The sequence below is a fragment of the Actinomadura sp. NAK00032 genome, assembly GCF_013364275.1.
Classification (GTDB): Bacteria; Actinomycetota; Actinomycetes; order Streptosporangiales; family Streptosporangiaceae; genus Spirillospora.
The window spans coordinates 474,729-497,838 of the sequence record NZ_CP054932.1; the positions used below are offsets into that span (position 1 = coordinate 474,729).

Annotated in this window: 21 protein-coding genes and 1 pseudogene; 13 read left to right on the forward strand and 9 right to left on the reverse strand. The window is 72.8% G+C overall.

Going from position 1 to position 23,110, the window contains the following annotated elements:
* Positions 1-102 precede the first annotated feature (102 nt).
* The gene (locus HUT06_RS02380; protein WP_254714933.1) at positions 103-954 is read left to right on the forward strand and encodes a polysaccharide deacetylase family protein; all 852 of its coding nucleotides are present in this window, start codon (positions 103-105) and stop codon (positions 952-954) included.
* On the opposite strand, the gene HUT06_RS45110 is transcribed toward HUT06_RS02380, so the two are convergent.
* Complete coding sequence (locus HUT06_RS45110; RefSeq protein ID WP_176194192.1) at positions 941-2,407, reverse strand: aminotransferase class I/II-fold pyridoxal phosphate-dependent enzyme; 1,467 nt, start codon at positions 2,405-2,407, stop codon at positions 941-943. The two genes, HUT06_RS02380 and HUT06_RS45110, sit on opposite strands and share 14 nt — an antisense overlap.
* 109 nt (positions 2,408-2,516) lie before the next feature.
* Here HUT06_RS45110 and HUT06_RS02390 point away from each other — a divergent pair, with 109 nt between their 5' ends.
* From HUT06_RS02390 to HUT06_RS02400, 3 genes are all read left to right on the forward strand, one after another.
* Positions 2,517-2,876 (forward strand): DUF3140 domain-containing protein, encoded by a 360-nt coding sequence (locus HUT06_RS02390; protein WP_176194193.1) that lies wholly within the window; start codon positions 2,517-2,519, stop codon positions 2,874-2,876.
* Positions 2,877-2,887: 11 nt separating this feature from the next.
* Entirely contained in the window at positions 2,888-3,079 is a 192-nt protein-coding gene (locus tag HUT06_RS02395; RefSeq protein ID WP_176194194.1) for a hypothetical protein, read from the forward strand.
* 91 nt (positions 3,080-3,170) lie between these two features.
* Positions 3,171-3,947, forward strand: a complete 777-nt coding sequence (locus tag HUT06_RS02400) for an MgtC/SapB family protein (RefSeq protein ID WP_254714934.1) — start codon at positions 3,171-3,173, stop codon at positions 3,945-3,947.
* Positions 3,948-3,951: 4 nt separating this feature from the next.
* On the opposite strand, the gene HUT06_RS02405 is transcribed toward HUT06_RS02400, so the two are convergent.
* Entirely contained in the window at positions 3,952-4,140 is a 189-nt protein-coding gene (locus tag HUT06_RS02405) for a hypothetical protein (protein WP_176194195.1), read from the reverse strand.
* Between the two features lie 58 nt (positions 4,141-4,198).
* The gene (locus tag HUT06_RS02410; protein ID WP_176194196.1) at positions 4,199-4,750 is read right to left on the reverse strand and encodes a hemerythrin domain-containing protein; all 552 of its coding nucleotides are present in this window, start codon (positions 4,748-4,750) and stop codon (positions 4,199-4,201) included.
* A gap of 163 nt (positions 4,751-4,913) precedes the next feature.
* Between HUT06_RS02410 and HUT06_RS02415 the strand changes: the two are divergent.
* Positions 4,914-6,064: pseudogene (locus tag HUT06_RS02415) on the forward strand (RNA-guided endonuclease InsQ/TnpB family protein).
* A 70-nt stretch (positions 6,065-6,134) separates the two neighbouring features.
* On the opposite strand, the gene HUT06_RS02420 reads toward HUT06_RS02415, so the two are convergent.
* Positions 6,135-7,034, reverse strand: a complete 900-nt coding sequence (locus HUT06_RS02420) for an arylamine N-acetyltransferase (protein WP_176194197.1) — start codon at positions 7,032-7,034, stop codon at positions 6,135-6,137.
* A complete protein-coding gene (locus tag HUT06_RS02425) occupies positions 7,031-10,087 on the reverse strand; it encodes a BTAD domain-containing putative transcriptional regulator (RefSeq protein WP_176194198.1) in 3,057 nt (1,018 codons plus the stop codon). The genes HUT06_RS02420 and HUT06_RS02425 overlap by 4 nt, the downstream gene beginning before the upstream one ends.
* A 104-nt stretch (positions 10,088-10,191) precedes the next feature.
* Here HUT06_RS02425 and HUT06_RS02430 point away from each other — a divergent pair, with 104 nt between their 5' ends.
* A complete protein-coding gene (locus HUT06_RS02430; RefSeq protein WP_217711154.1) occupies positions 10,192-11,067 on the forward strand; it encodes an NAD(P)-dependent oxidoreductase in 876 nt (291 codons plus the stop codon).
* Here HUT06_RS02430 and HUT06_RS02435 read toward each other — a convergent pair.
* Positions 11,042-12,442: a cell wall metabolism sensor histidine kinase WalK gene (locus HUT06_RS02435; protein WP_254714935.1), complete on the reverse strand. Its 1,401-nt coding sequence runs from the start codon at positions 12,440-12,442 to the stop codon at positions 11,042-11,044. The two genes, HUT06_RS02430 and HUT06_RS02435, sit on opposite strands and share 26 nt — an antisense overlap.
* A 305-nt stretch (positions 12,443-12,747) precedes the next feature.
* Between HUT06_RS02435 and HUT06_RS02440 the strand changes: the two genes are divergently transcribed.
* A complete protein-coding gene (locus tag HUT06_RS02440) occupies positions 12,748-13,158 on the forward strand; it encodes an ATP-binding protein (RefSeq protein ID WP_176194199.1) in 411 nt (136 codons plus the stop codon).
* 19 nt (positions 13,159-13,177) lie between these two features.
* Here HUT06_RS02440 and HUT06_RS02445 read toward each other — a convergent pair whose 3' ends face one another.
* Positions 13,178-13,330 (reverse strand): hypothetical protein, encoded by a 153-nt coding sequence (locus HUT06_RS02445; protein WP_176194200.1) that lies wholly within the window; start codon positions 13,328-13,330, stop codon positions 13,178-13,180.
* Positions 13,331-13,669: 339 nt separating this feature from the next.
* Between HUT06_RS02445 and HUT06_RS02450 the strand changes: the two genes are divergently transcribed.
* From HUT06_RS02450 to HUT06_RS02470, 5 genes are all read left to right on the forward strand, one after another.
* Positions 13,670-15,019, forward strand: coding sequence for an LCP family protein (locus tag HUT06_RS02450; protein WP_254714936.1), 1,350 nt, complete (start codon positions 13,670-13,672; stop codon positions 15,017-15,019).
* A gap of 54 nt (positions 15,020-15,073) precedes the next feature.
* Positions 15,074-16,024, forward strand: a complete 951-nt coding sequence (locus HUT06_RS02455) for a GlxA family transcriptional regulator (protein ID WP_176194202.1) — start codon at positions 15,074-15,076, stop codon at positions 16,022-16,024.
* Positions 16,021-16,623 (forward strand): DJ-1/PfpI family protein, encoded by a 603-nt coding sequence (locus HUT06_RS02460; RefSeq protein WP_176194203.1) that lies wholly within the window; start codon positions 16,021-16,023, stop codon positions 16,621-16,623. Before HUT06_RS02455 ends, HUT06_RS02460 begins: the two co-directional genes overlap by 4 nt.
* A 115-nt stretch (positions 16,624-16,738) precedes the next feature.
* A complete protein-coding gene (locus HUT06_RS02465) occupies positions 16,739-17,854 on the forward strand; it encodes a hypothetical protein (protein ID WP_176194204.1) in 1,116 nt (371 codons plus the stop codon).
* 115 nt (positions 17,855-17,969) lie between these two features.
* Positions 17,970-19,517 carry a CocE/NonD family hydrolase gene (locus HUT06_RS02470; protein ID WP_217711155.1) on the forward strand — a complete coding sequence of 516 codons (1,548 nt, stop codon included), beginning with the start codon at positions 17,970-17,972 and terminating at the stop codon, positions 19,515-19,517.
* Between the two features lie 16 nt (positions 19,518-19,533).
* Here the strand turns inward: HUT06_RS02470 and def are convergent, their stop codons facing one another.
* Complete coding sequence (gene def, locus HUT06_RS02475; protein WP_176201094.1) at positions 19,534-20,067, reverse strand: peptide deformylase; 534 nt, start codon at positions 20,065-20,067, stop codon at positions 19,534-19,536.
* Positions 20,068-20,568: 501 nt separating this feature from the next.
* On the opposite strand from def, the gene HUT06_RS02480 reads away from it, so the two are divergent.
* Positions 20,569-21,498: an alpha/beta hydrolase gene (locus tag HUT06_RS02480; RefSeq protein ID WP_176194205.1), complete on the forward strand. Its 930-nt coding sequence runs from the start codon at positions 20,569-20,571 to the stop codon at positions 21,496-21,498.
* A gap of 76 nt (positions 21,499-21,574) precedes the next feature.
* Here the strand turns inward: HUT06_RS02480 and HUT06_RS02485 are convergent, their stop codons facing one another.
* Complete coding sequence (locus tag HUT06_RS02485; RefSeq protein ID WP_176194206.1) at positions 21,575-22,807, reverse strand: helix-turn-helix domain-containing protein; 1,233 nt, start codon at positions 22,805-22,807, stop codon at positions 21,575-21,577.
* Positions 22,808-23,110: the final 303 nt, after the last annotated feature.

Here is a 23,110-nt window from a genome sequence, read left to right on the forward strand (position 1 = left end):
AGTCTGGCACAGCGGCCTCCGGCGCCCCCACGAGGGCCGATAGGTTCTGATCAGTCGGGTGGGGGAGGCTCCGGGGTGCGGGCTTTGCAGGCTTTGCGGGCTTTGGGTGCTTTGCGTGCGGTCGTCGGGGCCGCGGTGCTGGTGGCGTTGCTGGGCGCCAAGGGCTGCGAGGCGTCCGGACGGGACGGCGGCGCGGCCGCCCCGCCCGCGGAGCGGGAGTCGGCGCCGGCCGCGACGCCGGTCGTCCGGGACGAGGCCGCCGAGTGGGCGAAGTGGGGCCTCAAGCCGCTGCCGCCCGCGCCCGCCCCGCCGCGGGAGAAGCCGCTCAAGCTCGGCGGCGAAGGGCCCGTGAAGGTCTTCGACAAGGTCCCGACCGACCAGCGTGTCGTCTTCATCACGATCGATGACGGTCAGGAGAAGGATCTCCGGTTCGTCCAGATGCTGACCGACCTGCGGGTGCCCGTCACCATGTTCCTCACCGACAACGTCGTCCAGGACGACTACGGCTACTTCAAGCCCTTGCAGGCGCTGGGGAACCACGTCCAGAACCACACGCTGACCCATCCCGTCCTGCCGACCCTCGGGCTGGACGGCCAGAAGCACGAGATCTGCGGGAATCAGAAGGTTCTGTCCAAGCAGTACGGCACGAGACCCACTCTGCTCAGGCCGCCCTTCGGACGATGGAACTGGGCCACGCAGCAGGCGGCCCGCGAGTGCGGCATCGACGGGATCGTCATGTGGCGGGCGTCCATGCAGATCCACGACATGCAGTACGACGACGTCAACAAGAAGCTGCACCCAGGTGACATCCTGCTGGCCCACTTCCGGGGCCCGGAGCAGCTCAAGGGCGCGACGATGACGGAGATGTTCGCCAACATGCTGAAGCGCATCCGGCGGCAGGGCTTCGCCGTCGCACGCCTGGAGGACTACGTCACGCCCGTCACTCCTCGATGAACACCCGGACACTGTCGAGGGACGAGTCCGCCGCGTCCGGCACGACCATCCCGGCGGACACGCCGGAGCGCAGGTAGTCCAGCACCGGTGAGGTGATCCGCTCGCCCGGCAGGACGGCCGGGATGCCCGGCGGGTACGGGGTCAGCATCTCGGCGCAGACGCGGCCCGCGGCCTCGGACGCCGGCACCTGCTCGGCCGGGCCGAAGAACGCGTCGCGCGGCAGCACGACCAGCTCCAGCCGAAGCTCCGCCGGCGACGGCACCTCGACGGTCGGCGCGCCCTTGAGGTCGTCGATGTGCGCGTGGAGGTCGCGCAGGGCGGTGAGGAGGCGCGCGGCGGTGTCCTCGTCGTCGGCGAAGGTGAGCTGCGCGCTGATCCGCCGATGGTCGGACAGGTGCAGGTTGACGCGGTGGTGCTCGCGCAGCCAGTCGGCGGCGCGGTAGCCGGTGACGCCGAGGCCGGCGATGTCGATGACGACGGGCAGCGTGTCGAGGTCGTGCGCGAGGCCGGGGCCGGTGAACTCGTCCCGTCCCTGGACGTCGAACCCGGGGATCGCGGAGATCTCCGCGCGGACGCGGGAGGCCAGGTGGAGCGCGTCCTGGAGCAGCGCGTGGCCGTGCTCGACCATCTGCCGCCGCCACCCGTCCAGCCCCGCGTAGAGCAGGACGGACGGGCTGGTGGTGCCCAGCAGGTCCTCGCGGGCCTTCAGCACGGACGGGTCGACCAGGCTCCCCTGCTGGTGGAAGACCGAGCCCTGTTCGAGGCCAGCGCTCATCTTGTGGACGCTCGTGACGCACACGTCGGCGCCGGAGTCCATGGCCCAGGTCGGCAGTTCGGGGTGGAACGGCAGGTGCGCGCCCCACGCCTCGTCCACGATGAGCGGCTTGCCGCGGTCGTGGCAGGCCACGGCGATCGCGGCGAGGTCGGCGCACGTCCCGTAGGGGGTGGGGCTGGTGACGAGGGCGCCGCGCGCGTCGGGGTGCTCGTCGAGGCGGGCGGCGAACGCCTCGGCGGTCGGCGTGTGCGCCAGGTGCCGGGCCGCGTCCCACTGCGGCTCCACCCAGATCGGGCGGACGCCGGACAGGATCAGGCCCGACACGACCGACTTGTGGGCGTCCCGCCCGACGACGAGCTTCTCGCCGGGGCCCGCGACGGACAGCATGGCGCTCTTGACCGACAGCGAGCTGCCGCAGGTGGAGAAGAACGTCTGCTCGGCGTGGACGGCGTCCGCCATCAGCTCCTGCGCCCGCTCCAGGACCTTGTTGCCCGACATGCGGTCGTCCAGGCCGGAGATCGCCAGCAGGTCCGAGCGGAAGACCGCGTCGCCCAGCACGTCCCGCACGCGCGGGTCGGCGCCGCGGCCCTGCTTGTGGCCGGGCGGGGTGAAGGGGAGCTGGTCCTCGCGGTGGTAGGCGGCGAGGGCGTCGAGGACGGGGGCGTGTGAATGGTCCATGGCGGGGTGCTTCCCGGGAGGTCCGGGGGGTAACGCGCGGACAAAGAGGGCGAATGCGACGCCGGTCAGCGGGTAGGGCGGGGCGTGAACGGCCGAGAGGGAGTGACCGATGAACGATCGCATACCGGCTGAGGTCGAGCTGGCCTGGGAGGACTTCCACCGGGTCGTCAACATGACCTCCGACGAGCTGCGGACGTGGCTGCTCACGGACGCCTCGGGCGAGGAGGCGTTCCCCGAGCCCGGCCCCGGCCCGGGGGTGAACGAGCTCGGCGCCCGCGTGGTCGACGTGCTGCGCAAGCGGAAGGTCGACCTCACCGAGAGCGACGCCGAGCTGATGGCGGAGGTCGTGGACTTCGTCGAGGACCATCTCGACAACCGTCCGCCCAACGCGGAACGGGACGACGGGTGGCGGCACGAGCTGATGAGCGTGGGGCACGACCCGCTCCGGCCCGAGCCGTCCACCGCATAGGAGGCGTGATCATGCCGAATCCGCAGCAGCCCGAGATGCGGCGGTCGGAGCGGACCGCCGTGACCGAGGAACCGCCGCCGGAGGTCACCGACCCGAAGATGACGCGGCGCAAGGGCCACGCGCACGGCACCGACAAGGGGAAGAAGGGCGGCGGCAAGGGCGGCGGGACCCCGCCGGGCCAGCGGCCGCCGCACCCCGACTGAGCGGCGGCGCGGGCCGCCCCGGCAGCAGGCCGGGGCGGCCCGCGCGCGCGTGCGCGGCTTGTGGGACACGGCGGGAGGGTAGGGACAAAAGGTGATCGAGCTATCGCCGGGCCAGGGGCTCGTCCAGATCGGCGAGCTGCTGCTGGCGATGGTGCTGTCGGCCGCGATCGGCCTGGAGCGCGGGCTGCGCAACAAGAGCGCGGGCCTGCGCACGCACACCCTCGTCGGTGTCGGCGCGGCGCTGTTCATGCTGGTCAGCAAGTACGGGTTCGAGGACGTGCCGGGCAACGTGTCGCTCGACCCGTCCCGGGTGGCGGCGCAGATCGTGTCCGGCATCGGGTTCATCGGCGGCGGGCTGATCTTCGTCCGGCGGGACGCGGTGCGCGGGCTGACCACGGCGGCGGTCGTGTGGGTGACGGCGGCGGTAGGCATGGCGGCGGGCGGCGGGCTGCCGATCCTCGCCGTCGCGGTGACGGGTATCCACTTCCTCGTCGTGTACGGGCTGAGCGGGCTGACGCGGCGGCTGCCGCTGGAGCGGTTCCGCCCGGCGGGGCTGGCCCGGATGCGGCTCGTCTACCGGGACGGGCGCGGCGCGCTGCGGCGGGTCCTGATGGAGTGCACGCGGCGCGGCTTCGTGATCCTGGAGGTCAGCATCGACCGCGAGTACCTGCCGGACGACTCCGACCGCGGCCGGGACGAGCGCCGCGACCGCCGCGACCCGGCCGAGCGGCGGCGGCTCGGCAACGCCGTGGTGTCGATCGTGCTGGAGGGCACCGGCTCGATCCCGGACCTCACCGCGCACCTCAGCGAGCTGGAGGACGTCGTCGGCGTCACGGTCGGCTCCGACCGCGACGACGACCGGGAGTGAGCCGCTAGGGGACGCGCGTCTGCGGGCTGTAGCCGTCGTCCTCGCCGCCGGGGGTCTCGGCCTCGGCGATCGGCGGGTCGGTCGGGCCGGGCGCGTGCTCGTCCGCGAAGTCCGCGTCCTCCTCCTGCGGCGCGTCGGCCTCGGCGCGCCGGTCGGCGAGCGGTTTGTCCTCGTCCCTCTTCTTCTCGGTCATCGCCCCTCCTCGCGGGCCGGGCGGGGCGGCCCCGGCGCGGGGGCCGCCCCGGTGATCGTCAGCTGCGGACCTTGCCGATGGCGTCGCGGACGCGGTCGGCGACGGCGGCCACCGGGCCCACCGCGAGGTTCTTGGCGGCCGACTCGGTGCCCTGGTGCGGGTGCGTCGGCGCGACCGCCTCGGCGGCGCGCACGGCCTTCGCCATGCCGCGCAGCTGCTCGGGCGTCGCGTCCTGCCGGATGCGCGGGAACTCCTCCCGCTCCTCGTGCGAGGCGTGCGCCTCCACGTCCTTGTGGAACGCGGCGAACTTCTGCTCGAAGTCCGGGGAGTCGACGTTCATCTTCTCCAGCTCGGCCAGGGCGCCCTTGGCCTCGTTCTCCTCCTGCAGCCGGTCGTCGACGACGGGGGAGCCGTCCCCGATGGCGCGGCGCGCGAACGGGTGGACGATCTCCTCCTCGGCGGTCTCGTGCACCGCGAGAAGCCGGCGCAGTTCGTCGAAGGCGTGCTTGCGGGCGTCGCCGCGGCTGCTCTCCACGGTCGACGCCAGCCGGCGGATCTCATCGTGCTGCGCGAGCAGCAGGTCGACGACGTTCTCGGCCTTCTCGGCCATGTCATCCTCCTCATCGGGGTCCGAAGGGAGGCGATACCCGGAGGGCGGAGTTCAATCCGACCAGCAGGATTGAAGCGCGGCAGCGCAGTGCCTCTGTCGCTGCCCGGCACGCCGAACCTAAACCCACCGTGATGAGACGATCGCAAAATGTTATGGTGCGGGGGTGAAGTTGGTGGTGCAGGTCAAGCTGCTTCCCGACGCTGCCACCGAGCAGGCGTTGCGGGAGACGCTGAAGCTGTGCAACCGGGCCGCCTGCCACGCCGCCGCCCGTGCGCACGCCACCGGTATCAAGGGCAAGACCGCGCTGCAGCGCCTCGTCTACGGCGAGGTGAAGGCGATGGGGTTGTCGGCGCAGCCGGCGATCCACTGCATCCGCAAGGCCGCCGGGGCGTACGCCACCCTCGCCCAGAACCTGAAGGCCGGCAACTACGGGCCGGCCGGTTCGCGGCGCCGTACCCGGGTGGAGGTTGCGCCGGTCCGGTTCCGCAAGGACGCCGCGCAGCCGTTCGACGACCGGTGCCTGTCCTGGCAGATCGACGCCCGCACCGTGAGCATCTGGACCGTGCACGGCAGACTCAAGAGCATCCCGTTCGCGTGCTCGCCGGCGCAGACGAAGATGCTGGCCGCTCACCGGCGTGGGGAGTCGGACCTGGTGTGGCGCGGCGGGTGCTTCTACCTGTACGCCACCTGCGAGGTCCCACCGGCCCCCGAGTACGTTCCGGACGGGTTCACGGGGGTGGACCTGGGCATCGTCAACATCGCCACCACATCCGAGGGCACCGTCCACTGCGGCAACCAGGTGAACCGGGTCCGGCACCGCAACCGCCGACTCCGCACACGCCTCCAGAGCAAGGGCACCAAGTCGGCCAAGCGGCTGCTGCGCCATCTGTCCGGGCGCGAGGCCAGGTTCGCGGCCGACACCAACCACCGCATCTCCAAGCAGATCGTGACCGAGGCTCAACGCACCACGCACGGCATCGCCCTAGAGGATCTGGGCGGTATCCGGGCGCGGGTCCGGCTACGCAAGCCCAGCGGGTCACCCTGCATTCCTGGAGTTTCGCCCAGCTCGGCGCGTTCATCGCCTACAAAGCCCAACGCGCCGGTGTCCCCGTGGAGTTCGTGGACCCGCGGCACACCTCGCAGCAGTGCTCGGCATGCGGCCACATCCACAAGCAGAACCGGCCCGACCAGGCCACCTTCCAGTGCACGTCGTGCGGCTTCGCTGAGCATGCCGACGTCAACGCAGCCCGCAACATCGCCGCACGCGGCACAGCGGGCTGGGCAGTGAGTCACGCTGCCGACGACGCGGCCTGACCCACCACAACCAGTGGCGGCGAGGAGCTGCAAGCTCGGCCCCTTCAGGGCCGAGAAGCTGACTCCTGGTTCAAGCGCGCGCGGGGCGGCCCACGAAATCGATGAGGCGGGGGACGTCGTCTTCTTCCAGGACGATTCCGAAGTCGCGGGCGAGGGTCTCGGGCAGGTCCTCCGGGGCGAGTTCGCGGGACTCGGACGCGCCGTCCGGGCGGGTGACGGACAGCGTCGTCCCGTCCAGGACGTGCAGGGCCTCGGGCGAGAACCGCTGGACGAAGGGGCGGGCCGCGAACGGCGACCGGGGGTTGGCGTAGACGTAGTAGTTCAGCACGTCGAAGTCGACGCGGAACACCTCGTTCATGGCGAACATGTGCCGCCGGAGCCAGCCGTCCGCCCCGCGCTGGTGCATTTCCCAGTCGGTCGGGGCGGAGCCGGGCGCCGTGTCGGGGCCGAGTGCCGTGGCGGTGCGGCCCCGCTGGAGGCGGAAGCCCCAACCGTCCTGGACGGCCTCGGCGCCGTCGGTGAACGGCAGCGGCTCCAGCGGCCCGGCGCCGAACCCGACGTCGCACAGCCGGGCGGGCTCGTCGCGCGGCTGCCCGGGATGGCGGACGTGCAGCAGCGCGTGCGTCGGCGGCCGGAGGCGCTCCGCGCCGAGCATGACCCGCCCGGCGAGCGCCGCGACCTCGAACCCGAGCCGCTCCAGCACCGCCGCGAACAGCCGGTTGTGCTCGAAGCAGTAGCCGCCGCGCGGCAGCCCGACCAGCTTCGCCTGGACGGCCTCCAGCGACATCTCGACGGGCCGCCCGAGCATGATCTCCAGGTTCTCGAACGGGATGGAGGTGACGTGCGCCCGGTGCAGGGCCCGCAGCGTCGCCGCGGTCGGTGTCAGATCGCCGCCGTACCCGACGCGCTTCAGGTAGGCGGGCAGGTCCAGCAGCTCGCTCTGCCAGCCGTAACCGAGATCCTCGCTCATGACTCCCCCTCGCCGGTCTCAGGGGTAACGCCGGACGGGGCGTGGATCTTTCCCGCGTCCCGGATCCGGCGGGCGATCCGGTCGACGTCGCGGCGCTCGCCGGCGGGCAGCGGCGCGCCGGACTCCGCGCGCAGCGCCGCCGCGTCGGCGAGCAGCCGCGCCGCGGCCCCGTGCTCGCCGGCCAGGGAGCGGGCCCCGGCGAGCCCTTCCAGCGCGAGGGCGATCGCGCGCGGGTCGCCGACGGCGCGGGCGGCGGCGAGGCCCTCGGTGTGCAGGTCGCGGGCCGCCCGCGCGTCGCCGCGCTCCTCGGCGACGAAACCGAGCTGGACGTGCACGAACGCGATGCCGGCCGTCCCGCCGATGCCGCGCAGCCAGCCGAGCCGCGCCCGCAGGTGGGCCTCGGCGGCGTCGAGGTCGCCGCTCGCCCGGGCGACGAGGCCGAGCCCGACCTCGGCGAACTCCTCGGCGGACCGCGCGGCGTGCCGCCGCGCGAGGTCGAGCGCCCGCTCGTGCAGGTCGCGGGCCTCGCCGAGGGCGCCGGTGAGCAGCGCGACGCGGCCGAGGCCGGCGAGCCGGAAGGAGACCTCGGGCCACATCCGCAGCTCCTCGGCCAGCCGCAGGCCGTCGCGCAGGTGCCGGAACGCCGCGTCGTAGTCGCCGGCGGTCTCGGCGAGGCGGCCGAGCGCGTCGGCGGCCTCCAGCCGGCCCCACGGGTCGCCGAGGCCATCGAAGATCGCCATGCTCTCGGCGGCGTCCCGTGCCAGGGCGGGCAGGTCACCGCGCCCCAGAGCGAACTTGGCCCGGGTCGCGAGCGCGGCGGCCGTGAACCACTGGTCGGCGCGCGCGCGGAACACGGCCAGGGCGCGCTCAACGCGCTCCTCGTTCGCGGACAGATCGCCGTATGCCCAGTGGACGTGGCTCAGAAGCCACTCCGCCTTGGCTCTGGCCAGCGGATCCCGCTCGTGCTTCAGGGCCGCTCTGCGCAGCTCTTCGGAATCGGTGCCCTCGCCGACCAGCATGGTGAAAGCGGTCAGCCAGGTCTCGGCCTCGGTTCTGGCCGGTGACGCCTGTGCGGCGGTCGAGAGGGCCTGAGCGAGTGCACGCCGTGCGTCTCCGAACCGTCCGCGCAGGTACCAGTACCAGGCGAGGGCGTTCACCAAGCGGAAACCGGTGGCGCCGTGCAGGGCCGCGTTCAGGTTCGCTGCTTCTTCGTCGAGCCGCTCCAGCCAGTGGGCCTGCTCCGGGCCGCGCAGCAGTTCCGCCGCATGCTCGGCCAGGGCGGTGTAGTGGGCGACGTGGCGGCGGCGGTACTCGTCCTCCTCGCCCGCCTCACGCAGGCGTTCCAGGCTGTAGGCGGCGACCGACTCCAGCAGCCGGTAGCGGCCGTCGTCCGTCCGGACGGCGAGGGACCGGTCGACGAGCCGGGCGAGCACGCCGGCGTCGGCGTCCCCCACGGCCTCGGCGGCGTCCAGCGTGCAGCCGCCCGCGTGCACGGCGAGGCGCCGCAGCGCCCGCCGCTCGGGCTCGGGCAGCGGCTCCCAGCTCCAGTCGATCATCGCGCGGAGCGTCCGCTGGCGGGCCGGGCCGCCGTGCCGCCCGCCCGCCAGCAGCCGGAACCGGTCGTCCAGCCGCGCCGCCAGGTCCCGCGCGCCGAGCCCGCGGACGCGGGTCGCCGCCAGTTCCAGCGCGAGCGGCAGGCCGTCCAGGCGCCGGCAGATCGAGGCGACCCAGGGCGCGGTGCCGGCGTCGAGCGCGAACCCGGGCGACGCGGCCGCGGCGCGCGCGACGAACAGCCGCACGGCGGCCGACTCCAGCAGTGCTTCCGGGGCGGTCGCCGGGCCGGGCAGCCCGAGCGGCGGGACGATCTGCAACCGCTCCCCGGGCACGCCCAGCGGCTCCCTGGACGTCGCGAGGATCCGCAGGCCCGGCGCGTCCGCGAGCAGCCGCCCGGCCAGCCCCGCGACCGGGTCGAGCACGTGCTCGCAGTTGTCCAGGACGAGCAGCGCCCGCCGCCCGCGCAGCGCGTCGGCGAGCGGCCGCTCCGCCGACTCGTCGCGCAGGCCCAGCACGCGGGCGACCTGTCCGGCCACGTCGCCTGCCGTGGCCAGCTCGACCGTCCACACGCCGTCGGGGTGGTCGGCGAGCGACCGCGCGGCCGTCTCCAGAGCCAGTCTGGTCTTGCCGACGCCGCCGGGCCCGGTCAGAGTCACCAGGCGGTGCTCGGCCAGGAGTGCGCGGGCGTGGCGGACGTCGTCCTCGCGTCCGATGAGTTCGCCGATCGGGGCGGGAGGTGCGGGGGCCGTGCGCCGGGGCGGGGCGGCCTCGGTTTCGAGCATCGACTGGTAGAGCGCGGCCAGTTCGGGGCTCGGATCGACGCCCAGCTCGTCGGCCAGGCGCGCGCGCAGATCGTGGTAGCCTGCGAGTGCCTCGGCCTGCCGTCCTGCCCGGTGGAGCGCGTTCAGGTGCACGGCGCGCAGCTGTTCGCGGAGTGGATGCCGGGCCACGGCTTCGGCGAGTTCGGCCGCGACCGCGGCGTGCTCGCCAAGTTCGAGCCGCGTTTCCGCATATGCCTCCAGCGCGGCGAGGCGCGCTTCCTCCAGCGCGGTGATGGACGTCCGGGCGAACTCCGCGTCGGCGAAGTCGGCGTAGGCGGGGCCGCGCCACAGCGCCAGCGCGTCACCGAGACGCCGCTTGCGGGCGAGGGTGTCGGTGGCCGGATGGGCGTGCAGTGCGGCGAATCGGCTGGCGTCCACCGCGTCCGGGGCGACGTCGAGCGCGTATCCGGGCGGACGGAGTGCGATCAGCCTCCGCGCGCCCGGCTCGGCGCCGTCCAGCACCTTCCTCAGTTGGGAGATCCGGGCCTGGAGCGTCCCGGACGGGTTGCGGGGCGGTGCGTCGCCCCACAGCGCGTCGATGAGCCGGTCGGCGGAGACGGGCCGCCCCGGATCGGTGAGCAGGACGGCGAGCAGCGTGCGGACCTTCGCTTCCGGGACGTGGACGGGCGTCCCGTCGTCCGTCCACACCGCGAGCGGCCCCAGCACCCCGAAACGCACGCCGCCAGCGTAGCCACCGCTACGGACGGACCCGCAGCCGTTCCGTAGCCGCCAAGACGAGGGTGAAGGCAACGCACTGCAGAACGCACTATCAGGAGGAATCCGTGAACGCTCCAGTGACGGTCATCGGCCTCGGGCCCATGGGCGCGACGATGGCCAGGACGTTCCTCAAGAACGGCCACCCGACCACGCTCTGGAACCGGACCGCGTCCAAGGCGGCCCCCTTGGTCGAGGCAGGCGCGACCCTGGCCCCGACTGCGGCCGAAGCGGTCGCGGCGTCCGAGCTGGTCGTCGTCAGCCAGACCGACTACCCGGCGATGTACGACTCCCTGGACGGCGTCGACCTCAAGGGGCGCGTCGTCGTCAACCTCAGCTCTGGCAGCCCTGACGAACTGCGCCGCGCGAGCGAATGGGCGTCCTCGAACGGCGGCGCCCTGGTGACCGGCGGCATCATGGTGCCTCCGCCGGGCATCGGTCAGCCGGGTTCGTACGTCTTCTACAGCGGCCCAGAGGAAGAACTGGACCGCCACAGGGAAACCCTTGGCGAGCTGGGCGACGTCACGTTCGTGGGCACCGATCCCGGTCTGGCGATGCTGTACTACCAGTCCCAGCTGTTCCTGTTCTGGTCGACGCTGACCGCCTACATGCACGCCATCGCCCTGCTGGAGACCGCGGGCGTCTCGGCCCGGCAGTTCCTGCCGTTCGCCGCCACGACCCTGCGCGAGCTGGCCGCGGACGGCCCCATGGGCTTCCTGAAGATCCTCGCCGAGGAGATCGAGGCCGGCGCCTACCCGGGCGAGGCGAACAGCCTCCGGATGCAGGCGGTCGGCGCCGACCACGTCGTCGAGGCGGCGCGGGAGGCCGGGATCGACACCGCCTGGCCCCTCGCGCTCCGGGACCTGTTCTGGCGCGCCGTGGACGGCGGCCACGGTGCCGACGGCCTCGCCTCGGTCGTCACCGCGATCCGGCGCCGTCCGTGACGAGCGGGAGCCGCAGGACGAAGCGGGCGCCGCGGGGGCTGTCGGCGACGCGCAGCGTGCCGCCGTAGATCTCGGCGATCTCGCGGGCGATGGGCAGGCCGAGCCCGGTGCCCTGCGGGTCGCGGGCGCGCGACTCCGCGAGCCGCGCGAACCGCTCGAAGACCCGTTCGCGCGACTCCGGCGGGATGCCGGCGCCGTCGTCCAGCACCTCCAGAACGGCGTCGCCGGCGTCGCGGTCCACGGTGACGCGGATGCGCGACTCGGCGTGCCGTTCGGCGTTGTTCAGCAGGTTGCCGAGCACCCGGCCGAGCCGCACCGTGTTCGCCGTGACGACGGCGCCCGGCGCCAGCCGGGTCTCGACCGGGACGCGGTCGTCGCGCCGGGCCACCTCGCGGCGGACCAGTTCGGCGAGGTCGACGCGTTCGAGGGGGCGCGGGGTGCGGGCGTCCAGGCGGGACAGCTCCAGCAGGTCGACGACGATGTCGTTCAGCCGCCGCACGTCGCCGAGGGCCGACCGCACCAGCGGCTTCCACGGGTAGTCGTCCGGTTCGTCCAGCGCGACCTCCAGCCGCGTCTGGAGCCCGGTGATCGGGTTGCGCAGGTCGTGCGAGGCGTCCGAGACGAACCGGCGCTCCCGGTCGGACGCCTCCTCCAGCCGCGCGAGCGTGGCGTTGACCGTCTCGGCGAGCGCCTGGATCTCGCCGAACGTCCCCGGGACGGGGACCCGCCGGTCCAGGCCGTGGGCGCCGACGGCGGTGAGCTCGGTGCGCAGCCGGTCGATCGGGACCAGCGTCCGGCCCACCGTGTGCCACGTCCACCAGGCGATCAGGGCGAGGAGCACGGTGAGGACGAGGGCGATGCCGAGCGGCAGCAGCCACACGTTCAGCAGGGTCGGCATCGGCGCCGCCGCGACGACCATCGCGCCCCGCCCCCACGGCGACTCCCGCAGGCGCATGCCGAACGCCCACACGCAGCCGTCGCGGAACCGCGGGCAGGCGCGCTCGTCGAGGAGCAGGACGTGCCGCCGCAGCTCGGCCCGCACCAGCGCCGGCCGCCCCCGGACGGCCGCGCTCGCCGCCGCCACGCGCCCGTCCGGGGTCACGACCTGCACCAGCGGCGCCTCGCCGGGACGGACGGTGAGGTCGCCGCGGTTCGCGCCCGTGGCGATGTCGAACGCGATCCGCTCGGCGGTGCGCTGCGCGTTGTCCGAGACCCGGTTCCGCGCCCAGTCGCGGGCGAGGAGCATCAGCAGGACGAACACCACGGCCAGGACGAACGCGGCCACCACCACGGTGAGGACGGTCGCGCGCCCGCGCACCGAGAAGAGCAGGCGCGCTCGCCACCGGCGGGCGCGTTCCCGCCTCTCCGTCGTCACAGCCGATCCCCCGGGCGGTACTCGCGGTCACCTTCCACTGCTCAGCGTAACCATGCGGGTGTGCGCGGCTGAGCAGGCTGAACGCGGGGCGGGGGCGGGACCGTACTGCCGGGGTGACGGGCGACTTTCCGGACGCGAAGGGAGTTGCCGCGGTGGGCGTCGACGACGTGTCGCATGCCGCTCTGGTCGGCGGGCCGGGCCTTGGAACCGGTCCCGCCCGGCGCGGCGGAGCCGTTGCCGGGGGTGGAGCCGTTGCCGGAAGCGGAGCCGTTGCCGGAGGCGGAGCCGAGGGCGGGGCGCGGGTGATGGGCGCGGTCACGCTGCCGGGGGTGCGGCGGTCGGTCGGGGTCGCGCGGGGCTTCGTCCGGGACGCGGCGGGCGCCCTTCCCGCGGTGGACGACCTGGTGCTGGTGGTGAGCGAGCTGGTCGCGAACGCGGTCACGCACACGGCGTCGGGGCTGGCGGGAGGACGGGTGACGGTCGTCCTCGCGGCGGGGGACGGGCTGGTCCGGCTGGAGGTCGCCGACGACGGCGCGGCGGGCGGCCGGCCGCACGTGCGGGACGAGACCGGGGCCGAGACGGGCCGGGGGATGCGGATCGTGGCGGCGCTGTCGGCGCGGTGGGGGTTCCGCGCGGACGGGCCGCGGACGGTGGTGTGGGCGGAGTTTTCCGCCCCCGTCCCGGCCGCGCGGGGCCGGGACGGGGGCGGGGGATGAGGGCGGCGGACGGCGCCGGTCAGCGGCCCCGGTTGAGCTGCCTGGTGGGCAGCTGCCGGGCGTTGCGGCGGTTGTTCGCGAGATTGGCCGCCCTGAAATCGGAGTTCTTCCGCTTGCCCTTCTTCTGGAACTTGGCGAAGGGGGCGGTTTCGGGGTTGTTATTGGCGCGCATAGAGACAACACCTCCGGGCGGTCGTGAATTCGGCCGCGAAAGGGCCGACGATGGGAAAAGGGAAGCGCACGGCGGCACCGCAGGTCAGAAGACATGCGGATGCGAAGAGGTGCGCTACGGAAGGAGTGGGAGCGGGCCCGGGACTACAGCGGCGGGCAGTGTCGGTGCGCAGTGGCGCACACGGTGCCGGTTCGCGATGCCGGGGCGGCTCGACCGAAGAGGTATCAAAGCTCCATGCGGAATAGCTAAGCGCAGATTCCGGGCGGTGTCAATCATGAATTCTCGCGCGGTCCGTGAACCCGGATGGCGGCGAAGGGAGATACACCGCCGGGAGGCGTCATGAAGTTGCTGGCTTGGCTCGCCGTCGCGGTGGCGGTGGTGATGGTGACGGGCAGCCTGTCCGCGTACGGGTACTACTGGAAGCTGCAGAACGCGGTCCAGCACGAGGACGTGGACAAGCTGCTCGGCGGCGACCGCCCGAAGAAGCTGAACAGCGCGCGCAACATCATGGTGATGGGGTCCGATACGCGCGCGGGCGACAACGCCAAGTACGGGCGGGGCCTGCGGAACAAGCCGCCGGCGTCCGACACGATGCTGCTGCTGCACCTGTCGCCGGGCGGCGGGCAGGCGCTGGCCGTCAGCTTCCCGCGCGACCTGATGGTCCCCATACCGACGTGCACCCGCAAGGACGGGACGAAGGCGCCGGGCAAGAGCGTCGCCATGCTGAACGAGGCGATGGCCCACGCGGGGCCCACCTGCACGGTGAAGACCATCGAGCAGCTCACGAAAATCCACATCGACCACTTCGTGCAGGTCGACTTCGTCGGGTTCAAGCGGATCGCCACCGCGGTCGGCGGCGTCCCCGTGTGCGTCTTGGGCGACGTCCACGACAAGGACTCCGGGCTCAACCTCACCAAGGGCGAGCACAGGCTGAAGGGCGAGGAGGCCCTCGCGTACGTGCGCAGCCGCAAGGGGTTCGGCGACAAGAGCGACACCGCGCGCATCAAGCGGCAGCAGCACTTCTTCGGTGCGCTGGCCAAGGAGGCGATGAGCGCGGGCGTCCTCACCGACCCGGGGCGGCTGAACGAGCTGCTCAAGGCCACGGCGGAGTCGCTGACGACGGACAAGAAGCTGACCGCCTCGGAGATGCTGAAGATCGCGCAGGGCATGCGCGAGCTGAGCGCCGGCAAGCTCCGCTTCGTGACCGTGCCGTCGGGCGCCTACCCGCTGGACAAGAACCGCGTGGCGCTGGCCCACCCGGCGTCCGACGAGTTCTTCGCGTCGATCCGCAACGACAAGGTCGTGCCCCCGCAGAACGAGTCGAAGGCACCGAAGCCGAGCGCGCGGCCGGGGAAGGTGCGGGTGCTCAACGCGTCCGGCGTGGAGGGGCGGGCCGCGCAGGTCGCGGCGCAGCTCCGGGACGAGGGCTGGCAGGTGACCGGGGTCGGCAACCTGTCGACCGGGACGCGGGCGACCTACGTCCGGTATGGGACGGGCGCGGAGCCGCAGGCGCGCGCGCTCGCCGCGCTTCTGCCGGGCGCCAAGGTCGCACCGCGAACGAAGACGCCGGCCGGTGCCGTCGACCTCGTCATCGGAACCGGTTTCACCCAGATCCGGACGTCCGGCGGCATTCCCGTCCAGCGCGGGGAGAGCCGGGCCAGCGACACCGTGTGCGAGAAGGTGGCGTGATCTGTGGGGTGCCCGTCGTTGACGCCATGAGCGGCGCGAACCCACCCTGGAGGCATGCGCGTCGCGTTCGTGATCTATGACGGGTTCCAGGTCCTGGACCTGGCGGGGCCGCACGAGGTGTTCCAGCACGCCGGGCGGTACGACTGCCTGGTCGCCGCGCCGCGGCCGGGCCCGGTGCGGTCGTCCGGCGGGCTGCCGGTGCACGCGGGCCTCGGCATCGGCGACCTGGCGCCGGGGAGCGTCGACACGCTCGTCGTGGCCGGCGGTACCGGGGTCGACCGGGCACGGGAGGACACGGCGCTCGTGCGCTGGGTCGCGCAGGCCGCGGCGACCGCGCGGCGGGTCGCGTCCGTGTGCAGCGGCGCGCTGCTGCTCGCCGAGGCCGGCGTGCTGGACGGGCGCCGCGTCACCACGCACTGGAGCCGCGCGCGGCAGCTCGGGACGGAGTACCCGCGGCTCGACGTCGACTGCGACCCGATCTTCATCCGGGACGGGAACGTCTGGACGTCCGCCGGCGTCACGGCCGGGATGGACCTGGCCCTCGCCATGGTGGAGGACGACCACGGCCGGGACGCGGCGCACGCGGTGGCGCGGGAGCTGGTGATGTTCCTGCGGCGGCCGGGCAGCCAGTCGCAGTTCAGCGTCCCGCTGTGGTCGGCGCAGCCCGCGACGGACCCGATCCGGGCGGCGGTGTCGTCCGTCCAGGCCGATCCGGGCGCCCGGCACACGATCGCCGACCTGGCCGAGCGCTCCGGGCTCAGCGCGCGGCACCTGCAGCGCAGGTTCACCGCCGAGGTGGGCGTGCCGCCCGCCGCGTACGTCGAGCGGATCCGGATCGAGGCGGCGCAGCGGGCGCTGGTGGAGGGCGACGAGCCCGTGGAGACGCTGGCCCGGCGGCTCGGCTTCGGAACGGGCGAGACGCTGCGCAGGGCGTTCCACCGGCATGTCGGCGTCGCGCCGTCCGACTACAGGGACCGATTCAGAGGGACGAGGGAGTACGCATGACCACGTACGGGCTGCTGTTGTTCGAGGACGCGGAGGAACTCGACTTCGCGGGGCCGTGGGAGGTGTTCACGGCGTCGGCGATGGTGCGCGACCAAGGCGATGAGGCGTTCTTCGTCGCCGAGCGGACGGAACCGGTGCGCTGTGCCAAGGGAATGAGGGTCGTGCCGGACCGCGCTCTGGACGACCACCCGAAGCTGGACGTCCTCCTAGTCCCCGGTGGACGTGGCGCAAGGGTGACCCAGCCGCACAACCCGTCCGTGACGGGCTGGATAGCGCGGACCGCCGAACAGGCCGACTGGGTCGCGAGCGTCTGCACCGGCGCGTTCCTGCTGCATGCGGCAGGCCCGGCCAAGGGACGAAGGGTCGCCACCCACTGGGCCTATGAGGACGAGCTGGACGGGCTCGGTGACGTGACGGTCGTACGCGACGCTCGCTACGTGGTGGACGGCGACCTCATCACCAGCCAGGGCGTCTCCGCGGGCATCGACATGGCGCTGTGGCTGATCGGCCGCATCCACGGCCGCGACCACGCGCGGACGGTGCGCCGCTACCTCCAGTACGAGCCCGCGCCGCCGTACCTGGCCGACGAACCCGTCTGATCGACCCCATGAACCCGTCTGATCGACCCCGCGAACCCGTCTGGCCGGCCGACCGATCGGAAGGAACATTCAGCCACACCAGTGATGATCTTCGCTTATCGGCATAATCACGCAAATGGCGATGTCGCTTCCGGTGCGGTTCCGCAGCGAGGGCGGGCGGGTGGCGGTGGAGACCGATCCACTGCACGCCCCGCTCCGCGACTTTCTGATCAACGACCTGGGCGAGGACGTCTCCGCGATCGCCCGCGCCCAGGGCCGGCTGGGCGGCGGTTCGTCCGCGCCCTGGCAGGAGCAGTACCGCTACCACCGCCTCGACTTCGACGGCGCGATGGTCCATGTCCGGGACGTCGGCGGATGGGCGTCCTGCGACCTCGATCCGGCCGTCCTGCGGCGGTGCCTGGACGAGTACCTCGAGCAGATCGGCTCGCTGCGGAGCCGGCGGAGCCTCGAACGGGTCCTCGGCGAGCCGCGCAACGGCGAACCGGTGGCGAGTTCCCTGGCGCTCGGGTCGGTGTCCCACCGGACGCAGGGCTGGGGGCTCATCCAGTCGCCCCGCGCCATGCTGGAGGACATGGCCGGGCTGACCCCGCATCCGGACGCCTGCCTCCCGCACGGCGTCCTGGAGACGGGCTCAGGCCCGTGCTGGGCCGACCTGGCCGTCCTTGACGAGGCGGGCACACGGCTGCGCGGCGGCACCAAGACCTTCATGCCGCGCGGCATCGACCCGGAGCGCCTTATGGCGGAGTTGGGCAACACCCTGACCCAGGCCCGTTTCGTCAACGCCGTCCCAGGGGCGTGGGCGGGCGTCATCGCGGGTGTTCCGGTGCACGGCTACGTCGACCCGGACGCCGTCCTACGGCTCCCTTGCCAGCCGATCGAAATCGAGGGCGTCGTCCGGCACGTGCGGGTGTTCTTCCCCGAACTGGCCGATTCCGGGGTCGACCTGGAGGCGGCCGCGTCCACCGCGAGCACGTTCGCGCAGACCGTGCACGGGCCGCGCCACGTCCTGGCCGCGTTCCTGCTCCACGACGTGCAGAGCCACCGGCACCATCTGGAGGTCGTGCGCGCGGCGCGTCCGGGCTGGGAGCACACGGGGAACGCGTGCCATTTGCGGGTCGACGTCCAGACCGTCCGGTTGGAGCACCTGTGGCTGCCGGGGCATGCCTGCGAGATGCCGACGGGCGAGTTCGCCGGTGTCCTGTACGAGTACGAACGCCACTTGACTCCCTAGCGCTGCGATCATTCTGCTGGAGCAGGAAACCGGGGAGGGCGCGCGCATGGCTGTGATGGGACGACTCGTAGACCGCCTCTTCGGGCTTCCAGACGTGCCTTCACCGGACGTACGGATGGCCCGTGACGTGCGCGTCCCCATGCCGGACGGGGTCGAGCTCATCGCCGACCTGTACCGTCCGCGCGGGGCGGGGCCGATGCCCGCCGTCCTGATCCGCACTCCCTACGGCAAGCGGCAGCCGGTGATGCGGCTGTACGCCGGGGTCCTCGCGAGGCGCGGCTTCCAGGTCGTCATCCAGAACGTGCGCGGCGTCCTCGGATCGGGCGGCGAGTTCCACGCCTTCCACACCGAGAAGGAGGACGGCCTGGCGACCCTCAAGTGGCTCCGTGACCAACCCTGGTGCGACGGCAAGGTGGCCATGGTGGGCGCTAGCTATCTCGGCTTCACCGAATGGGCCGTCGCGCCCTACGCAGACCCTCCGCTGGAGGCGATTGGGCTCGGCATCACCGCGTCCGAATTCGTCAGCTCCTTCTATCCGGGTGGTGCGCTCGCCCTCCACAACACGCTCGTCTGGTCGTCGTTGATGGGCACGCAGGACGAGAAGCGGACCCCGTTCCAGAAACCGGCCCACGACAGGCGCGTCCGGCAGGCGATGCGCTACCTCCCCGTAGGGGAAGCCGACACCGCCGCCATCGGACGTCCCGAAACGTTCCTGCGCGAGGTCACCGCCCATGCGGAGCCGGGCGACGCGTTCTGGCAGGAGACCGACCACAGCGCCGCCGTCCCCGGCACCGCCACGCCGACCACGATGGTGACGGGCTGGTGGGACCTCTTCCTGCGCGGCCAGCTACGCGACTTCACCGCCCTCCAAGAAGCCGGACGGCAGGTGCGCATCACCATCGGCCCATGGGGACATGACACCAAAGCCCTCCGCGCGATGGTCGCCGACCAGGTGTCCTGGCTGAACGCTCACTTGAACGGCGACAAGGCCCAGCTCCGCAGGGCGCCGGTAAGGCTCCACCTGCAGAAGGCAGACCAGTGGCTGGACTTCGACCAGTGGCCCCCGCCCGAGACCAAGCCCACGCCGCTCTACCTGTCTCGGAGCCTCGTCTGGGACGCCGCAGACGTCTCGCCCAACACTGAGCCCGCCACGTTCACCTACGACCCTCTCGACCCCACTCCGAGCGTCGGCGGGCCGCTCCTGTCACCCGGCAAGGGCGGGCAGCGCGACAACACGCGCATCGAGCAGCGCGATGACGTGGCCGTCCTGACAAGTGCGCCCCTGGACGGCGACCTCGACCTGATCGGCCCGGTCGCGGCGACGATCCACGTCCGGACGAGCACCGGCCAAGGCGACCTGTTCATCCGGCTCTGCGACGTCGACCGCGACGGCGTCTCCCGCAACGTCACCGACGGCATCCTCCGCATCAGGGACGAGGGCGTGGTCCGGGCCGAGATCGAGATGCACCCGACCGCGTACCGGTTCCTGCGCGGCCACCGGCTGCGCGTCATGCTCGCGGGCGGCGCGTTCCCCCGCTTCGCCCGCAACCACGGCACCGGCGAGCCCGCCGGCCGGGCCGTCGCGTCCCGCCGCACCCGCTTCGAGATCCTGCGCGACGAGGACCATCCGTCCGCGATCCATCTCCCCGTATGGCGCGGCTAGCGCACACAGCGCACGGTCAGTCTGTGGCGCTCTCCGTACGAAGCGCCTCGAACTCCTTGAGCACCTTCTTGCGGGACCTGGCCGAGAGGCGGTCGATGTAGAGCTTGCCCTCAAGGTGGTCTGTCTCGTGCTGGAGGCAGCGTGCGAGCAGCCCCGTTCCCTCTACCGTGATGGCCGCGCCCCTGATGTCGAACCCGTGCACGGTCGCGTGGTCAGGACGGGCCAGACGCGCATGAGGGCCCGGTACGGAGAGGCACCCTTCCTCGTCGTCGTCCAACCGCCGGTCGCCCAGAGCGGGCAGCTCCAGAACAGGGTTCACAACAGCGCCCTTGCGGCGCTCACCATCCGCGTCAGGGCAGTCGTAGACGAAGACGCGCAGGCCCACGCCGATCTGGTTCGCGGCCAGGCCGACACCCTCCGCCTCGTACATGCTGGCGAACATGTCGTCGGCCAGCTCCCGCAGCGCCTCGTCGAACTCCTCGACCGGCCGGCACGCCTGATGCAGGACGGGCGTCCCCACCAGCGTGATCGGCCGCACGCGTCCCGCCATCGTCCTCACGCCTCCCCAGCCGGTCTCCGGAGGACAAGCCTACGCAGACGCGATCACACCGTGCGTACACCCGTCGAACACGCCGCGTCTCCGGCCGCCGCGTCCGGGCCGCCGCGAACCGCCCGAACGCGGAGCGTGGTCCGTTCGTCGCACACAGTCGCCCGCTTGTCGATGCGGCACGCCGAAACCTCGATCCGGGCGGAGCCGCCTCGCTACGTTCTTCCCATCCGCCGCCGGCCGCTGCGAGCCGCTTCGGGGGGAGCGGCCGGTCCTGTGAGAGCACCCGGGGCCGGCACGGCGGAACGGGGGGAGAGGGGTCACTTCGGGGGGAGTGGCCCCTCCGTCCCCCCTTGTGAGTTCGCGACAAGTTTGTAAGTTCGCGACAAGAGCGCCGCCGAGAACGCGTCGCCGCACCAGCAGTAAAGGCGCACCGGGCGTCCCACAATTCTGGCACCCGCGAAATTCCCCCGTTCGCGGTCCGGCTAGTGAAGGGTACGCCCGATGAACAGGCATCTGACGCATGCGTTCAGAGTGCTCCCCGCGGCCGCCGTACTGGCCGCGGGCGCCGCCCTGGCGCCCGCCGCCGTCGCCGCTCCCACCGCTCCCGCCCGTCCCGCCGCCCTTCCCGCCGGCGCCGTCCAGCTCGCCGCGAACCCCTACGAGCGCGGGCCCGCGCCGACCGAGGCGAGCATCACCGCCGAGAAGGGCCCGTTCGCCATCGAGAAGATCGGCGTCCCGGCGGGCAGCGGCACCGGCTTCAACAAGGGCACGATCTACGCGCCGACCGACCGCGGCCAGGGCACGTTCGGCGCCATCGCCGTCTCGCCCGGATTCGTCTCCCCGCAGGCCCTGATCGACTGGTACGGGCCGCGCCTCGCCTCCCAGGGCTTCGTCGTGATGACGCTGGAGACCAACAGCCTCTTCGACGTGCCCGCCGCCCGCGGGGCCCAGCTCCTCGCCGCGCTCGACTACCTGACCGGCAAGAGCGCGGCCAAGGAACGCATCGACGCCTCCCGCCTCGCCGTCATGGGCCACTCCATGGGCGGCGGCGGGACGCTGGAGGCGATCAAGAAGCGGACCTCGCTCAAGGCCGCCGTTCCGCTCGCGCCCTGGGACACCAACTACGACTGGAAGAGCGTCCGGACCCCGACCATGATCATGGGCGCGGACAACGACTTCATCGCCCCCGCCGACTCGATGGCGCACTCCTACTACGCCGGCCTCACCGGCGTCCCAGAAAAGGCGTACCTGGAACTGCGGAACGCCGGGCACATGACCTTCAACTCGCCCAATACCACCATCGCGAAATACGCGATCGCGTGGATGAAGCGGTTCGTCGACAACGACACCCGCTACGAGCGGTTCCTCTGCCCGGAACCGGAGCCGGGCACGAGCATCGCCGCCTACGAGGGCACCTGCCCGACCGGCTGACTCCCGCCGGTCCGGACGGTGGCGGCGGCCGACGCCCCGGCCGCCGCCACCGTCCTCCCGCAGGTCCTCGCGTGTCTCACGCGCCACCGGGGGACAGCCGCCGGTCGCCCGGGGCGAGGCGGACGAGGTGGTGCAGGAGCAGCAGCAGCTCGATGCGCCGGTCCGAGTCGAGCATCACCCCGCCGAGCGTCTCCTCCAGCCGCCGGATCCGGTACCGGACGGTCTGCTCGTGCACCAGCAGCCGCTCCGCCGCCGCCACCGCGTTGTCGCGGCACTCCATGTAGGTCAGCAGCGTCCGCGACAGCGCGTCCCGGCGGTGCGGCGGCAGCTTCATCAGCGGCGCGAGCCGTCCGTCGAGCGCCAGGTCGAGCAGTTCCTCGCTCTGCGCCGCCACCAGGCTCGGCAGGTGGTCCAGGCAGCGCAGCGGCTCCTTGCCCGGCAGGACGCCCCGCTCGACGAGCGCGAGCCCCCGCCGCGCCCAGCGCAGCGACATCGCCGCCCTGGCCGGCGGGACGGCCGGCCCGATCGCCGCCGACCGCGTCCCCTTGAGCGCGGTGCGCATCCGGTCGCGGCCGGGGCCGTCCGGGTCCGGGCAGATCAGGTACGGCTCGGCCGCGTCCCAGTCGGCGAGGAACATGGGCGGCAGCACCGGGACGGGCTCGTCCGCGTCCGGGCGGACGGCGACCGCGACCGCGGCGAGCGTGCGCGGCACCGGCCAGCCGGCCGACCGCGCCACCTCCTCGATCGCCTCCGCGCTGGCCGGCGGGTCCATCACCAGCAGGTCGCGGAGCCGCCGCCGGAACCGCTCCCGCTCGCCCGCGAGCTCGCCCTGCGCCCGCGCGTAGCCCTGCCCGGCCCCGGCCGCGATGCGCTCCAGGAACACGAACAGCGACTCGGTGATCTGGCCGAGGGTGTCCAGCGACCAGTCGAGCCGGCGCGCGTCCTTGATGAACCGGCGGCACGCGACCTGCCCGCTCACCCGGATCGCGGTCTGCAGCCCGTCAAGGCTGCGGCCCTGGCGCGCCTCGTACGCGCCGATCTCCTCGAAGATGCCGGTGACCTTCTCCCATTCCATGCCGGGCCGGCCGATGGCGTCGACGAACTGCCGGACGGTCTCCTCCACGGCCCACCGCATCCGCCGCCCGTAGCGGCTCTCCGGCGGGCGCGCGTACTCCGGGACGAGGCCCTGGATCTCCGCCACCATCTCCACCGCCGCCGCCTCCAGATGCGGCAGCATCGGGACGGCGACCTCCGCGGGGACCGCGGCGAGCGGGAAGTCCGCGGCGGTGGGCCTCCTCTTCCGGCTCATGGCCACCAGGGTCGGGCGCGGCGACGGTCCGGCGATAGGCAGGCACGGAAAGTTTCGGCGGCCCCCGGTTGTCACCCGGCTGACAGTCGCGGACACGCCGGGCGGCGTGTCGCGCGGGCCGCGGGCCCGGCCCCTCCCGGCGGCCCGCGACGGGCGAAAGAATCTTCCCGCAGCGGACCTCCGGGCGCCGAACCGGAATTCTTCGCAAAGCTATTCCCGGGACCGGCCAAACCGCGAAGGATTACCTCCCAACAAGGCGGAGATCGGTATCACCGACCGGACGTTCCCGACGTACCGACAATG

Coding starts and splice junctions, on each gene's coding strand:
- HUT06_RS02460 (WP_176194203.1), top strand. CDS start 16,021: ATGACCACGTACGGGCTGCTGTTGTTCGAGGACGCGGAGGAACTCGAC.
- HUT06_RS45110 (WP_176194192.1), bottom strand. CDS start 2,407: ATGGACCATTCACACGCCCCCGTCCTCGACGCCCTCGCCGCCTACCAC.
- def (WP_176201094.1), bottom strand. CDS start 20,067: ATGGCGGGACGCGTGCGGCCGATCACGCTGGTGGGGACGCCCGTCCTG.
- HUT06_RS02395 (WP_176194194.1), top strand. CDS start 2,888: ATGCCGAATCCGCAGCAGCCCGAGATGCGGCGGTCGGAGCGGACCGCC.
- HUT06_RS02485 (WP_176194206.1), bottom strand. CDS start 22,807: ATGAGCCGGAAGAGGAGGCCCACCGCCGCGGACTTCCCGCTCGCCGCG.
- HUT06_RS02410 (WP_176194196.1), bottom strand. CDS start 4,750: ATGGCCGAGAAGGCCGAGAACGTCGTCGACCTGCTGCTCGCGCAGCAC.
- HUT06_RS02390 (WP_176194193.1), top strand. CDS start 2,517: ATGAACGATCGCATACCGGCTGAGGTCGAGCTGGCCTGGGAGGACTTC.
- HUT06_RS02455 (WP_176194202.1), top strand. CDS start 15,074: ATGCGCGTCGCGTTCGTGATCTATGACGGGTTCCAGGTCCTGGACCTG.
- HUT06_RS02470 (WP_217711155.1), top strand. CDS start 17,970: ATGGCCCGTGACGTGCGCGTCCCCATGCCGGACGGGGTCGAGCTCATC.
- HUT06_RS02450 (WP_254714936.1), top strand. CDS start 13,670: ATGAAGTTGCTGGCTTGGCTCGCCGTCGCGGTGGCGGTGGTGATGGTG.
- HUT06_RS02440 (WP_176194199.1), top strand. CDS start 12,748: ATGGGCGCGGTCACGCTGCCGGGGGTGCGGCGGTCGGTCGGGGTCGCG.
- HUT06_RS02420 (WP_176194197.1), bottom strand. CDS start 7,034: ATGAGCGAGGATCTCGGTTACGGCTGGCAGAGCGAGCTGCTGGACCTG.
- HUT06_RS02465 (WP_176194204.1), top strand. CDS start 16,739: ATGGCGATGTCGCTTCCGGTGCGGTTCCGCAGCGAGGGCGGGCGGGTG.
- HUT06_RS02445 (WP_176194200.1), bottom strand. CDS start 13,330: ATGCGCGCCAATAACAACCCCGAAACCGCCCCCTTCGCCAAGTTCCAG.
- HUT06_RS02405 (WP_176194195.1), bottom strand. CDS start 4,140: ATGACCGAGAAGAAGAGGGACGAGGACAAACCGCTCGCCGACCGGCGC.
- HUT06_RS02480 (WP_176194205.1), top strand. CDS start 20,569: ATGAACAGGCATCTGACGCATGCGTTCAGAGTGCTCCCCGCGGCCGCC.